At 71.5% G+C, this 12951-nt stretch carries 13 protein-coding genes; 4 read left to right on the forward strand and 9 right to left on the reverse strand.

Annotated features, from left to right (window positions below):
- The first annotated feature begins 3 nt into the window (after positions 1–3).
- Both KZQ38_RS04110 and KZQ38_RS04115 read left to right on the forward strand, forming a co-directional pair.
- Positions 4–1926, forward strand: a complete 1923-nt coding sequence (locus KZQ38_RS04110) for an acetyl/propionyl/methylcrotonyl-CoA carboxylase subunit alpha (protein WP_219438483.1) — start codon at positions 4–6, stop codon at positions 1924–1926.
- A 3-nt stretch (positions 1927–1929) separates the two neighbouring features.
- Entirely contained in the window at positions 1930–3084 is a 1155-nt protein-coding gene (locus tag KZQ38_RS04115) for an acyl-CoA dehydrogenase family protein (RefSeq protein ID WP_219438484.1), read from the forward strand.
- 80 nt (positions 3085–3164) lie between these two features.
- Here the strand turns inward: KZQ38_RS04115 and KZQ38_RS04120 are convergent, their stop codons facing one another.
- Both KZQ38_RS04120 and KZQ38_RS04125 read right to left on the reverse strand, forming a co-directional pair.
- Positions 3165–3923, reverse strand: a complete 759-nt coding sequence (locus KZQ38_RS04120; RefSeq protein ID WP_219438486.1) for a crotonase/enoyl-CoA hydratase family protein — start codon at positions 3921–3923, stop codon at positions 3165–3167.
- Positions 3920–5515 carry an acyl-CoA dehydrogenase family protein gene (locus KZQ38_RS04125; RefSeq protein WP_219438488.1) on the reverse strand — a complete coding sequence of 532 codons (1596 nt, stop codon included), beginning with the start codon at positions 5513–5515 and terminating at the stop codon, positions 3920–3922. Before KZQ38_RS04125 ends, KZQ38_RS04120 begins: the two co-directional genes overlap by 4 nt.
- Before the next feature lie 87 nt (positions 5516–5602).
- Between KZQ38_RS04125 and KZQ38_RS04130 the strand changes: the two genes are divergently transcribed.
- Positions 5603–6934: an FAD-binding oxidoreductase gene (locus KZQ38_RS04130; protein ID WP_308258227.1), complete on the forward strand. Its 1332-nt coding sequence runs from the start codon at positions 5603–5605 to the stop codon at positions 6932–6934.
- 13 nt (positions 6935–6947) lie between these two features.
- Positions 6948–8180, forward strand: coding sequence for a class I SAM-dependent methyltransferase (locus KZQ38_RS04135; RefSeq protein WP_219438490.1), 1233 nt, complete (start codon positions 6948–6950; stop codon positions 8178–8180).
- Between the two features lie 103 nt (positions 8181–8283).
- Here the strand turns inward: KZQ38_RS04135 and KZQ38_RS04140 are convergent, their stop codons facing one another.
- The 7 genes from KZQ38_RS04140 to KZQ38_RS04170 all read right to left on the reverse strand — a co-directional run bounded on the left by KZQ38_RS04140 (position 8284) and on the right by KZQ38_RS04170 (position 12927).
- Positions 8284–8460: a DUF397 domain-containing protein gene (locus tag KZQ38_RS04140; protein ID WP_219438492.1), complete on the reverse strand. Its 177-nt coding sequence runs from the start codon at positions 8458–8460 to the stop codon at positions 8284–8286.
- Positions 8457–8678, reverse strand: a complete 222-nt coding sequence (locus KZQ38_RS04145) for a DUF397 domain-containing protein (RefSeq protein ID WP_219438494.1) — start codon at positions 8676–8678, stop codon at positions 8457–8459. Before KZQ38_RS04145 ends, KZQ38_RS04140 begins: the two co-directional genes overlap by 4 nt.
- 90 nt (positions 8679–8768) lie before the next feature.
- The gene (locus KZQ38_RS04150) at positions 8769–8945 is read right to left on the reverse strand and encodes a DUF397 domain-containing protein (protein ID WP_219438496.1); all 177 of its coding nucleotides are present in this window, start codon (positions 8943–8945) and stop codon (positions 8769–8771) included.
- Between the two features lie 43 nt (positions 8946–8988).
- Positions 8989–9168 (reverse strand): DUF397 domain-containing protein, encoded by a 180-nt coding sequence (locus tag KZQ38_RS04155; RefSeq protein ID WP_219438498.1) that lies wholly within the window; start codon positions 9166–9168, stop codon positions 8989–8991.
- Positions 9165–10025, reverse strand: coding sequence for a DUF5753 domain-containing protein (locus KZQ38_RS04160; protein ID WP_219438500.1), 861 nt, complete (start codon positions 10023–10025; stop codon positions 9165–9167). The genes KZQ38_RS04155 and KZQ38_RS04160 overlap by 4 nt, the downstream gene beginning before the upstream one ends.
- Positions 10026–10047: 22 nt before the next feature.
- Entirely contained in the window at positions 10048–10764 is a 717-nt protein-coding gene (locus tag KZQ38_RS04165) for a S1C family serine protease (protein ID WP_219438502.1), read from the reverse strand.
- Positions 10765–10809: 45 nt separating this feature from the next.
- Positions 10810–12927, reverse strand: a complete 2118-nt coding sequence (locus KZQ38_RS04170; protein WP_219438504.1) for a putative bifunctional diguanylate cyclase/phosphodiesterase — start codon at positions 12925–12927, stop codon at positions 10810–10812.
- Between the last annotated feature and the right edge of the window lie 24 nt (positions 12928–12951).

The following is a 12951-nucleotide window of genomic DNA, read 5'->3' on the forward strand; positions in this document are numbered from 1 at the left end:
GTGATGTTCGACAGCGTTCTGGTGGCCAACCGCGGCGAGATCGCGGTCCGCGTCATCCGCGCCCTGCGGCGCTTCGGGATCAGGTCGGTCGCGGTCTACAGCGACGCGGACGAGGACGCGTCGCACGTGCGGCTGGCGGACGAGGCGGTGCGGATCGGCCCGGCGGCGGCGCGGGAGAGCTACCTGTCGGTCGAGCGGATCGTGGACGCCGCGCGCGTAACCGGCGCGCAGGCCGTCCACCCCGGTTACGGCTTCCTCGCGGAGAACACCGAGTTCGCCCGCGCCTGCGAGAAGGCGGGCCTGGTGTTCATCGGCCCGCCGGCCGAGGCGATCGACGCGATGGGCGACAAGATCCGCGCCAAGCTGACCGTGCGCGCGGCGGGCGTGCCGGTGGTGCCGGGCCGCACCGAACCGGGCATGAGCGACGACGACCTGGTCGACGCCGCCGCCGAGATCGGGTTCCCGGTGCTGCTCAAGCCGTCCGCGGGCGGCGGCGGCAAGGGGATGCGCCTGGTGCACGAGGCGGGCGCGCTGCGGGACGCGATCGAGTCGGCGCGGCGCGAGGCACGCGGGTCGTTCGGCGACGACACCCTGCTCATCGAGCGGTACATCACCAACCCCCGGCACATCGAGATCCAGGTGCTGGCCGACGCGCACGGCGCCGTCGTGCACCTGGGCGAGCGCGAGTGCAGCCTCCAGCGCAGGCACCAGAAGATCATCGAGGAAGCGCCGTCACCGCTGCTCACCCCGGAGGTGCGGGAGGCGATGGGCCGCGCGGCCGTGGACGCGGCCACATCCGTCGGCTACGTCGGCGCGGGCACGGTCGAGTTCATCGTGGACGGCACGACCGGCGACTACTACTTCATGGAGATGAACACCCGGCTCCAGGTCGAGCACCCGGTGACCGAGCTGGCCACCGGCGTGGACCTGGTGGAGCAGCAGCTCCGCGTCGCGGCCGGGCAACGCCTCGACCTCGGCGACGTCGAGCTGTCGGCGCACGCCGTCGAGGCCCGCGTGTACGCCGAGGACCCGGCACGCGGGTTCCTGCCCACCGGCGGCACGGTGCTGGCGCTGCGCGAGCCGGCGGACGTGCGGGTCGACTCGGCGCTGCACGTGGGGCTCCGGGTCGGCAGCGACTACGACCCGATGCTGGCCAAGGTGATCGCCCGCGGCACGACCCGCGAGGAGGCGTTGCGCAGGCTGGACGCCGCGCTGGGCCGCATGGTCGTGCTCGGGGTGACCACCAACATCCCGTTCCTGCGCGCGTTGCTGAAGGACGAGGACGTGCGTGCCGGCCGGCTCGACACGGGCCTGGTCGAGCGCAAGCTGGAGGAGCTGACCCGGTCGGAGACCCCGCCCGAGGTGCACGCCGCCGCGGCCCTGGAGCGGCAGCTCGCGTTGCGCCCCGCGGGCGACGACCCGTGGGACCAGCCGACCGGCTGGCGGATCGGCGAGCACGCCTGGACCACGTGGCGGATCGGCGACGTCGACGTCCGGGTGCGCGGTGACGAGGTCGTGGTGGGCGACGGCGAGCCGATGCGCCTGCGTGCGTCCTATGTGGACGACGATCTCGTGGTCGGCGGCCGGCGGTACGCCGTGGCCAGGTCGGGCAACGTGCTGTGGCTCGGCGCGGACGGCCGCACGTGGGCGTTGACCGAGGCCGAGGGGTCCGAGCGGTCGGCGCACGAGTCGGCGGGCCGCGCCGGACCCGTCACCAGCCCGATGCCCGGCACGGTCCTCGTCGCGCGTGCCGCCGAGGGCGACCACGTGACGGCCGGCCAGGCGTTGTTCGTAGTCGAGGCCATGAAGATGGAGCACACCGTCACCGCACCCACCGACGGCGTGCTCACCGAAGTGAACGTCCGGGCGGGCCAACAGGTCGCGCTGGACCAGACCCTTGCCGTCGTCGTGCCCCACCAGGAGTGAGCGATGTTGGACTTCCGCCTTGACGAGGAGTACGAGGCGCTGCGCAAGACCGTCGAGGAATTCGCGCGCGAAGAGGTCGCCCCGGTCATCGGCGACCTGTACGAGCGGGAGGAGTTCCCGTACGAGCTGGTCGCCAAGATGGGTCGGATGGGCTTGTTCGGCCTGCCGTTCCCGGAGGAGCACGGCGGGATGGGCGGCGACTACTTCGCGCTGTGCCTCGCGCTGGAGGAGCTGGCGCGCGTCGACTCCTCGGTGGCGATCACCCTGGAGGCCGGCGTCTCGCTGGGCGCGATGCCGCTCCACCGGTTCGGCAGCGCCGAGCAGAAGGCGACGTGGCTGCCGAAGCTGACCAGCGGCGAGCGGCTGGGCGCGTTCGGCCTGACCGAGCCCGGTGGCGGGTCGGACGCGGGTGCGTTGCGCACCACGGCCAGGCTCGACGGCGACGAGTGGGTCCTCAACGGCACCAAGGCGTTCATCACCAACTCGGGCACCGACATCACGGGCCTGGTGACGGTCGCGGCGGTCACCGGGCGCAAGGACGACGGCAGGCCGGAGATCTCGGCGATCATCGTCCCGGCGGGCACGCCCGGCTTCTCGGTGTCCCGCAAGTATTCGAAGGTCGGCTGGAACGCCTCGGACACCCGCGAGCTGTCGTTCCAGGACTGCCGGGTGCCGGTCGCGAACCTCGTCGGCGAGCGGGGCCGCGGCTACGCGCAGTTCCTCCAGACGCTGGACGAGGGCCGCGTGGCGATCGCCGCGATCGGTGTCGGCCTGGCGCAGGGCTGCGTGGACGAGTGCCTGCGCTACGTCGGCGAGCGCGAGGCGTTCGGCCGCAAGATCGGGGAGTACCAGGCGATCCAGTTCAAGATCGCCGAGATGGAGGCCCGCACCCACACCGCCCGCCTCGCCTACTACCAGGCGGCGGCGAAGATGCTGCGCGGCGAGCCGTTCAAGCGCGAGGCGGCGATCGCGAAGCTCGTCTCCTCCGAGGCCGCGATGGACAACGCCCGCGAGGCCACCCAGATCTTCGGCGGCTACGGCTTCATGAACGAGTACCCGGTGGGCCGCTTCTACCGGGACGCCAAGATCCTGGAGATCGGCGAGGGCACCAGCGAGGTCCAGAAGATGCTGATCGCCCGCGAACTCGGGCTCCGCTGACGAAGGCGCTGACCGGAGCCGCCGATCGCCCCTCGGGCACCGCTGACCGACGCCGCCCCGCTCCACCCCTGGAGCGGGGCTCAGTGGAACCGGCCGTGCCTGCCCTCGCCGCCGAGGAAGCGGGCCACGCCGGACGCCACGTCACGCAGCGACGCCACCCCGTGGTCGCGCTCGTTGGCCAGCGCGTCCTCCTCCGGCAACCCCTCCTGCTCCAACGCCGACAGCCGGTCGTGACGCAGGCACGTCTGCGGGAACGCGGCGATCTCGTGCGCCAGCTCCTCCGCCGCCGCACGGGCGCGCCCACGTGGCACCACCCGGTTCGCCAGCCCCATCGCCAACGCCTCGTCGGCGAGCACGGGACGCCCGGTGAGGATCATGTCCATCGCGCGCGACCCGCCGATCAACCGCGGCAACCGCACCGTGCCACCGTCCACCAGCGGCACGCCCCAGCGCCGGCAGAACACGCCGAACACCGCGTCCTCGTCGGCCACCCGCAGGTCGCACCACAACGCCAGCTCCAACCCGCCCGCCACCGCCGCGCCGGACACGGCCGCGATCACCGGCTTGCCCAGCCGCAGCCGCGTCGGGCCCATCGGACCGGTCGGCGACAACGGGTCGTTGCCGCGCTCCGTGCCGACGGCCTTGAGGTCCGCGCCGGAGCAGAACACGCCGCCCTCGCCGTGCAGCACGGCGACCGAGAGCGCGTCGTCCTCATCGAACTCGCGGAACACCTCGGCCAACGTGTGGGCGGTCGGCCCGTCCACCGCGTTGCGCACGTGCGGCCGGTTCAGCAGCACCGTGCAGACCGGGCCGGACCGCTCCACCCGCACCGAACTCACCGCTCCGGCAACCCCCGTTCGATGATCGCCCCGAAGTCGACGCCACGCGGCAGCGTGCCGAGCGCCGCGCCCCAGTCGCCGGACAGCCGCGACGCGCAGAACGCGTCCGCCACCGCTGGGTGCCCGTGCCGCACGAGCAGGGAACCCTGCAACGCCAACGCCATCCGCTCCACCAGCCTACGTGCCCGCAGTTCGAGGTCCGCGTGGTCGGCCAGTTCCGCCCTGATCGCGTCGACGGCCGCGTCCAACCGCCGGTCACCGCCGCGTGCCGCGTCCAGCTCGGCGAAGAACGCCGCCACCGCCTCGGGTTCCTTCGCCATGGCGCGCAACGCGTCCAACGCTGCCACGTTGCCCGAACCCTCCCAGATGGACATCAGCGGCGACTCGCGGAACAGCCGCGGCATCCCCGAGTCCTCGACGTAACCGTTGCCGCCCAGGCACTCCAGCGCTTCGGCGGCGTGCACCGGGCCCCGCTTGCACACCCAGAACTTGGTCACCGCGAGACCGAGCCTGCTGCGCGTGCCCGCCAGCCACAGGCCGACCGCGGTCGCCGCCTCGGACTCGACCGCCAGGTCGGCCAGCACGTTGCGCATCGCGGGCTGGTCCACCAGCGCCTTCCCGAACGCCCGGCGGTGCACGGCGTGGTGCGCGGCCTGCGTGAGGCCGGAGCGCATCCCGGCGGCGGTGCCGAGCACGCAGTCCAGGCGGGTCGAGTTGACCATCTCGATGATGGTCCGCACGCCCCGGCCCTCCTCGCCGACCAGCCAGCCGACCGCGCCGTCGTACTCCAGTTCGGCCGACGCGTTGGACTTGTTGCCCAGCTTGTCCTTCAACCGCTGGAAGAACATCGCGTTGCGCGTCCCGTCCGGCAGCACGCGCGGCAGCACGAAGCAGGACAGGCCGCCGTCGGCCGTTCGCGCGAGGGTGAGGAACAGGTCGGACATCGGCGCGGACGTGAACCACTTGTGCCCGGTCAGCACGTGGTGGTCACCGGCCCTGGTCGCCGTGGTGGTGTTGGCGCGGACGTCCGAGCCGCCCTGCTTCTCGGTCATCGACATGCCCGCGAGGAGGCCGCGCTTGCCCTCCGGCGCACGCAGGCCGAAGTCGTACTCGGTGGCCGCGAGGAGGGGTTCGTACCGCGCGGCCAGCTCGGGCGCCGCGCGCAGCGCGGGCACGGACGCGTACGTCATGGAGATCGGGCAGCCGTGACCGGCCTCGGCCTGGCTCCACACGTAGAACTTGGCGGCGCGGGCCACGTGCGCGCCGGGCCGCTCGTCCCGCCAGGGCGCGGCGTGCAGGCCGTGACCGACGGCGGTGGTCATGAGTTCGTGCCACGCGGGGTGGAACTCCACCTCGTCCACGCGGTGCCCGTACCGGTCGTGGGTGTGCAGCACGGGCGGGTTGTCGTTGGCCTGACGGGCGAGCCGCTGCACGTGCGCCGAGCCCGCCGCCCGCCCCAACTCGCGGACCTCGGCCTCGGCCCACCCCGCGCCACCCCGGTGCAGGCCGTCCAGCAACGCCGGGTCCGCGGCGACGTCGTGCCCCTCCAACGGGGGCGCCTGGTTGGTCACCTGGTGCGTGGCGTGCGTCATCAGGCCAGGGTACTACCGGGCGGTAACTTCGTGACCGGCGAAATTTTGGGGGTGCTGAGGCCGGGAGATCGGCCTAACGTCGATCGCGTGAGCGATCACAGCCAAGCGGTGGCCGCGTTGCGCGGTCAGTACCGGGCGATCCCGACGGGCAGTCCCGTCCGGCTCGCCAAGCCGACGTCGAACCTGTTCCGGTTCCGCGCCGACCAGCCCGGCGGGCTCGACGTGGGCCGGCTCGACCGGGTGCTGTCGGTCGACCCGGACCAGCGGACCGCCCGCGTCCAGGGCATGACCACCTACGAGCACCTGGTGGACGAAACCCTCCGGCACGGCCTGATGCCGCTGGTCGTGCCGCAGCTCAAGACCATCACGCTCGGCGGCGCGGTCGCCGGGCTCGGCATCGAGTCCAGCTCGTTCCGCAACGGCCTGCCGCACGAGTCGGTGCGCGAGCTGGAGGTGATGACCGGCGACGGCGAGGTGGTGGTCGTCGGTCCGGGCGACGACCTGTTCCGCGGCTTCCCCAACTCCTACGGCACGCTCGGCTACGCGCTGAGCCTGGAGATCGAGCTGGAGCCGGTGCGGCCGTTCGTGCGGTTGCGGCACGTGCCGTTCGGGTCGGCCGAGCAGGCCGCGGCGGCCATCGAGGAGGTCTGCGCCCAGCGGTCCTACCAGGGCGAGCCGGTGGACTTCGTGGACGGCACGGTGTTCTCGGCCGGTGAGCAGTACCTGACGCTGGCGTCCTGGGCGGACACCGCGCCCCGCGTCTCGGACTACACCGGGCGCGACATCTACTACCGGTCCATCCGCACCCGGCGCACCGACCACCTGACCGCGCGCGACTACCTGTGGCGGTGGGACACCGACTGGTTCTGGTGCTCCCGCGCGTTCGGCGTGCAGCACCCGCTGGTGCGCCGGCTGGTGCCGAAGCGCTACCTGCGGTCCGACGTCTACCGCAAGGTCGTCGCGTGGGACCGCCGCACCGGGTTCAGCGGGCGGTTCCACAAGGCGGTGCAGGAGCCGGTGATCCAGGACGTCGAGATCCCGGTGGACAAGCTCGCCGAGTTCCTCGACTTCTTCCACCGCGAGATCGGCATCGAGCCGGTCTGGCTGTGCCCGGTGCGCCTGCGCGACCGGACGGGCTGGCCGCTGTACCCGATGGACCCGGACGTGCTCTACGTCAACGTCGGCTTCTGGTCCACGGTGGACCTGCGGCCGGGCGAGCCCATGGGCAGCCGCAACCGGCTGATCGAGGCCAAGGTGGCCGAGCTGGGCGGGCACAAGTCGCTGTACTCGGACTCCTACTACGGGGAGGACGAGTTCTGGGCGAAGTACGACGGCGAGACCTATCGGGAGCTGAAGAAGCGGTACGACGCCGACTCCCGGCTCCCGGACCTGTACGCCAAGTGTGTTCTCCGCAGGTGAATTGGAGGGGTCCATGCGGTTGGCCGAGGTGTTCCAGCGGGTGGTCGGCGGAGACCGGTCCGTCGGCTTCAGCGCGTACGACGGCAGCCGGGCCGGTTCGGCCGACGCGGACGTGCGCATCGAGGTGAGGACGCCGCAAGCGTTGTCCTACCTCGCTTCCGCGCCCGGCGAGCTGGGGCTCGCGCGGGCGTACGTGACGGGTCACCTGGAGATCATCGGCGACGTCTACGGCGCGCTGGTGCGGCTGTCCGAGTTCTCGCTGCGCGAGGTGCCGCTGCTGCAACGACTCGAACTGCTCGGCACGCTGGGCAGACAGCGCCTGCGTGCCAAGGTCGAGATCCCACCGCAGGAGCGGCGCCTGCACGGCCTGCGTCACTCCAAGGCGCGGGACGCCGAGGCGATCGCCCACCACTACGACGTGTCGAACACGTTCTACGAGTGGCTGCTGGGTCCGTCGATGGCGTACACGTGCGCGGTGTACCCGAGTGCGACGGCCTCGTTGGAGGAGGCGCAGTTCGCCAAGCACGACTTGGTGGCGAAGAAGCTCGGGCTGCGGTCCGGGATGCGCCTGCTCGACGTCGGCTGCGGCTGGGGCGGCATGGTGATGCACGCCGCGCGCGAGTACGGCGTGAAGGCGCTGGGCGTGACGTTGTCGCGGAACCAGGCCGAGTGGGCGCAGAAAGCGATTGTCGAAGCGGGGTTGTCGGAACTGGCCGAGGTGCGTTACCTGGACTACCGGGACGTCCGGGAGAACGGCTTCGACGCCGTGTCCTCGATCGGCCTGACCGAGCACATCGGCAAGGCCAAGCTACCCGCCTACTTCCGCTCGCTGCACCGCAAGCTGAAGCCCGGCGGGCGGCTGCTGAACCACAGCATCACCCGCCCGGACAACCTGAGGAAGGCCAAGACGGGCGGCTTCATCAACCGGTACGTGTTCCCGGACGGCGAGCTGGTCGGACCGGGCCACATCGTGTCGCAGATGCACGACACCGGCTTCGAGGTCCGGCACGAGGAGAACCTGCGCGAGCACTACGCCCTGACCCTGGCCGCGTGGTCCACCAACCTCGACCGCCACTGGTCCGAGGCGGTCGACGAAGTGGGCCTCGGCCGGGCCCGCGTGTGGCGCCTCTACCTGGCCGCGTCCCGACTGGGGTTCGAGCGCAACAACATCCAGTTGCACCAGGTGCTAGGCGTGAAGCTGGACGGAACCAACGCCCACATGCCGCTGCGCCCGGACTGGAGCTAGGACTCGACCGGGACGGCCGGACTCCGGTCGGGCCGTCCCGGTGGTGCCTGTGATGAAGCAGCACAGCAGCCCTACCCGGCCAACCGGGAGGGACTGGACGCCCTCAGGTGAGCGTCAAGCGCAGGAATCCGCGCCAGGAGTCGAGGGACACCCGAAGGCCGTCGCCCGCCGGGTTCTTGGAGTTCCGCACGGCTGCGGTGGTCCCGGTAAGCCGGACTTCAACGCAGTTGTCGTTGCCGGACGTGCTGTAGCTACTCTTGAACCAGCCGGTGTCGTTCACATCGCCTCCAGCTCCGATTGGAACGCTTGCCAGTAGCCCGCCGCTGGCCCCGACGAGCGCAGGAAGTTGTGCCACGAGGTCAGCGGAACCTGAAGGCTGCTGCCTTCCGGGTTCTTCGAGTCGCGAACGGCCGCGGTGGCGTCGGTCAGCCGCACTTCTACGCAGTTGTCGTTGCCGCCGGTGCTGTAGCTGCTTTTGAACCAACCGGTGTCGTTCATGTCACCTCCAACTCCGGGCTGCCGAGTGGGGTCGCTTGCCAGGCCACGCGGACAGTTTGAGCCAGCACTGCGGTAGCGCCGGCGGTGCGGTCAGCGGGCCTCCGTCGAGCGCAGGAAGTCCTGCCAGGAGGCGCGTGAGACCTGAATGCTGCCGTCCGGGTTCTTGGAGTCCCGGACCGCGGCGGTGGCCCCGGTCAGCCGGACTTCTACGCAAGCATCGTTGCCGGACGTGCTGTAGCTGCTCTTGAACCAGCCGGTGTCGTTCACATCGCCTCCAGCTCGATCGCTTGCCGGTAGCGCCGCCGTCTGCTCAGAAGATCCCGGACGAGCGCAGGAAGTTCTGCCACGAGGTCAGCGGAAGCCGAAGGCTGTCGCCGCCGGGGTTCTTCGAGTCCCTGACCGCTGCGGTGGCCTCAGTCAGTCGCACCTCGACGCAGGCGTCGTTGCCGCCGGTGCTGTAGCTGCTCTTGAACCAGCCGGTGTCGTTCACATCGCCTCCAGTGTCGAGAGAAGCCGTGATTGAGATTCTTCCGGACTGAAGGCGATTTCCGAAAGCCGCTGGAAGCACCGTTCGACGGCGGCGATGTCGGAGGGTTCGTCAAGGTAGGTGGATGGGCCGTACGCGACCGGTAGCAGTGATACGGGACGGGTGCCTTCCGCGAAATGCAGGAGGATCATCGCGCCCTGCGGGCACGGGTTGCGCGAGTCGTTGGAGTCGAGCAGCCGCAACGTGATGTTCGGTTGCCGCGTGGCATCGACCAAGTGCTGCACCTGACGTCGCATCGTGTCCCGATCGCCGGCCCAGACAAGAGCGTCCTCGGTGATGAAGAACATCAACTCCTTGTCCGCAAGGACTTTCTGCCGCTCCATGCGGAACGCCACTCGCCGGGTGCGTTCCTCATAGGACCGGTCGGGCCACCAGATCCCATCACAAGCGGCCATGGTCGCCTCGGTGTACTCCGGGATCTGGAGCAGGCCGGGCACCACCCCGCGTTCGTAATAGGAGATCCGCGTCGCCGCGGCCTCCAGGTCGGCGATGCGCGTGCCGGCTCCGGGCAACAAGTCGACATAGGCACGCTTCGGCTGTCGCTGCCGCGCCTCGACCCCCATCGCCAACACCTTCCTGCGCTCACGGACGCCCGCGCCGTAGAAGGTCAGCAACTGCTCCAAGTCGGCCTTGAGCGTCGACCGGCCGTCTCCGACCTTGATCAGGCGGCTGCGGTCCTTGCGGATCAGGGCCGCGGCGTTGTCCAGTGACCGGCCGGCGGCCAGGCGAGCCATGGACACGCCCGCAGTCTCGGTGCCGGCCTTGGTCGTGATCGCGGCGCAGTGCGTCACCCAGTTCACCGAAGCCCTGCGCGAGGGGTAGTCACACCAACCGCTCGACGATCTCCCGAGCCCGGTCGGCCGGTATCGCGAACCCGATACCCACGCTGCCCGCCTCCCCGCCGTCCGCCACCGGCGAGTAGATCGCCGAGTTGATCCCGATGACCTCACCACGCGCGTCGACCAGCGGCCCGCCGGAGTTGCCCGGGTTGATGGACGCGTCGGTCTGGATCGCCTGGTAACCGACCCCGCCGCCCACCGAGACGGTCCGGTCGAGCGCGCTGACGATCCCGGACGTCACCGTCCCGCGCAGCCCCTCGGGCGACCCGATCGCCACGACCTGCGAGCCGACGCGCACCCCGGCCGAGTCGGCGAACGTCGCGGGCGTCAACCCGGTCGCATCGGCCCGGAGCACGGCCAGGTCGCTCGACGCGTCCGCCCCCACCACCCGGGCACCGACCACACGCCCGTCGGCCAACGTCACCGACACCCGCCCCGCACCCGACACGACGTGGTTGTTCGTCAACACCAACCCGTCCGCCGACAGCACGACACCGGACCCCAACCCGGACCCGACGTCGACCTGCACCACGCTCGGCAGCACCCGCGCGGCAACAGCGCTGACGTCCAACCCGGCGGGAGAAGCCGCGATCGGCGACGCGGCGACCGGCGCCCGCGACGCGCCGACCACACCACCGGCCACGCCGCCGCACACAGCGGCAGCCACCGCGAGCACCACCACAGCCTTGACGCGAGTCATGGTCCCAGGAAATCCCCGCCCCCTGTGAACGCCCTGAGCGATCCCCTAGGACTTGCCAAGAACCGCCCGAACCCCCTCGGCCGTCAACGGCGGGCCGAACAACGGACCCTGCGCACCCGTCACGCCCAACTCGCGCAACCGGTCCGCCTCACGCCGAGTGGCGACACCCGCCGCGTACAACGGCAGCCCCAACGTGCGCGTCCACGTCAACAACGCGCTCGCCGCGCTCTCGTCCACCGGATCCGCGCCCTCCGCCAGGCCGTGCACCGGGAACCCCTGGAACTTGAGGCCGTGCAGGGGAACCCGGCGCAACCGGTCCACGGCGATGTTGCCGCCGCCGGTCTGGTCCAGCACGAACCGCACGCCGTCCTCGGCGAGGAACGCCAGCTCCTCCGCCTGGTCCTCGCTGATCAGAGAGGGCACCTGCTCGCCGAGTTCGAACCGCAGCGCCGCGGGCGGCAGACCGGCGGCACGCAGCACCCGCCGCACCTCGGCCACCAGTTCCGGTTCCTGGCACTGCCGGGCGGACAGGTCCATCGCCAGCACGGGCGCCCGCGCGCCGAACTCGGCGTGCCACGCGCCCGCGTGCCGGCACGCCCGCTCCACCGCCCACCGGCCGAGCCGCACCGCCATCCCGGTGAACGCGGCGAGCGAGGCCAACGAGGCGGGGTCGATCCGGCCGTGCCGCTGGTGGTGCCAGCCGACCCGCGCCTCCACGGCGATCAACGACTCGTCGGCCAACGCGTACACCGGCTCGTAGTCGACGCGGAAGTCGTCCTGCTCCAAGCCACCCGCGATGGACGCCGCCAGCATCAGCCTGGTCCGGTCCCGCCGGTCGCGCTCCTCGTCGTACCGCGCCCACTGCGCCTTGCCGTCGTCCTTGGCCCAGCGCAACGTGACGTCCGCGCGCCGCAGCAGCTCGGCGGGGTCGGCGCCACGCGCGCGGGACACCACGATGCCGACGCTCGCCGTCACGCCGATGCCGTCCTCGCCCACCCACACCGGCTCGGCGAGCCGGTCGACGGCCTCCTCGGCGAGCGCGATCACGGTCCGCACGTCCGCCGGGTCGTTGAGCAGCACGCCGAACTCGTCCGGCCCGGTGCGCGCGAGCTTGCCGACCGGCCCGAACACGGACCGCAGGTGACCGGCGACCACGTTCAGCACGCGGTTGCCGACGTCGTGGCCGAACGCGTCGTTCACCACGCGGAAGCCGTCGACGTCGAGCACCAGCAGCGCCAGCGACTCCGGTCCCTTCGCGCCGACCGCGTGCTCCAGCCAGCCGAGGAACTGGGCGCGGTTCGCCAGGCCGGTCTGGACGTCGTGCAGGCTCTGCCGCAGCAACTGGGTCTGGAGGGCGCGCACCTCGTCCAGGCTCTCGATCATCGTCACGTGGTAGGCGGGCTCGCCCTCGTCGTCACGCACCAGCGCCACCGCGATCAGCACCGGGACGGTCTCGCCGTCGCCACGCACCAGCCGCAGCTCGGTCCGCTCGCGGTCGCGCCCGCCGGACGCGAGCCGGCGGGTCAGGGCGGCGGCCTGCTCCCGGTCGTCCGGGTGCACCACGTCCAGCGCGGACATGCGGGCCAGGTCGTCGGCGGTGTAGTCGAGCAGCGCCAGCAGGGCGTCGTTGACGTCCAGGATCTTGTCGTCCATGTCGGTCAACGCGATCGCCACGGCCGACGTGCGGAACACCGCGCGGAACTTGGCCTCGCTGGTGCGCAGCGCGGCCTCGGCCGCGCGCAACGTCTCGACGGCCGACGAGTCGGTCAGCTCCCGCTGGTGCAGGGTGCGTTCGCGGACGGCGTCACCGTGCCCGGCGGCGATACCACCGAGCACGGCCATCAACCTCGGCGTGCGGTCGGCCGGCAGCCCGAAGTGGGCGGGCAGGTGCTCGCCGACGAACGCGATCGTGCGCTCCAGCGTGGCGGCCGACCGGAGGCCGTGCTCCACCAGCGCCCGGCCGACGCGTTGCGCCGCGTTCTCCTGGTACGGGTCGCACAGCACAGCCGCGTGCAACGGGTCGACCAACTCGGCCAGCACCGCGCGCAGCCGCGCCTGACCCATCAGCGCGGTGGCGCCGACGGCCGCCGCCCAGCGGCGGGCGAACTCGTCGCGCGACGCCCGCGGTTCGCCACTTGGCGCGGTCTCTGCTCGGTCGGCCATCTCGTCATTCAGCTCTGCGGTAAT

This window comes from Saccharothrix obliqua (assembly GCF_019375475.1).
GTDB lineage: Bacteria > Actinomycetota > Actinomycetes > Mycobacteriales > Pseudonocardiaceae > Actinosynnema > Actinosynnema obliqua.

Excerpts from the sequence above, each read along its gene's own strand:
- KZQ38_RS04125 (WP_219438488.1), bottom strand. The coding sequence starts at position 5,515 with ATGACGCACGCCACGCACCAGGTGACCAACCAGGCGCCCCCGTTGGAG.
- KZQ38_RS04165 (WP_219438502.1), bottom strand. The coding sequence starts at position 10,764 with ATGACTCGCGTCAAGGCTGTGGTGGTGCTCGCGGTGGCTGCCGCTGTG.
- KZQ38_RS04135 (WP_219438490.1), top strand. The coding sequence starts at position 6,948 with ATGCGGTTGGCCGAGGTGTTCCAGCGGGTGGTCGGCGGAGACCGGTCC.
- KZQ38_RS04145 (WP_219438494.1), bottom strand. The coding sequence starts at position 8,678 with ATGAACGACACCGGTTGGTTCAAAAGCAGCTACAGCACCGGCGGCAAC.
- KZQ38_RS04115 (WP_219438484.1), top strand. The coding sequence starts at position 1,930 with ATGTTGGACTTCCGCCTTGACGAGGAGTACGAGGCGCTGCGCAAGACC.
- KZQ38_RS04170 (WP_219438504.1), bottom strand. The coding sequence starts at position 12,927 with ATGGCCGACCGAGCAGAGACCGCGCCAAGTGGCGAACCGCGGGCGTCG.
- KZQ38_RS04110 (WP_219438483.1), top strand. The coding sequence starts at position 4 with ATGTTCGACAGCGTTCTGGTGGCCAACCGCGGCGAGATCGCGGTCCGC.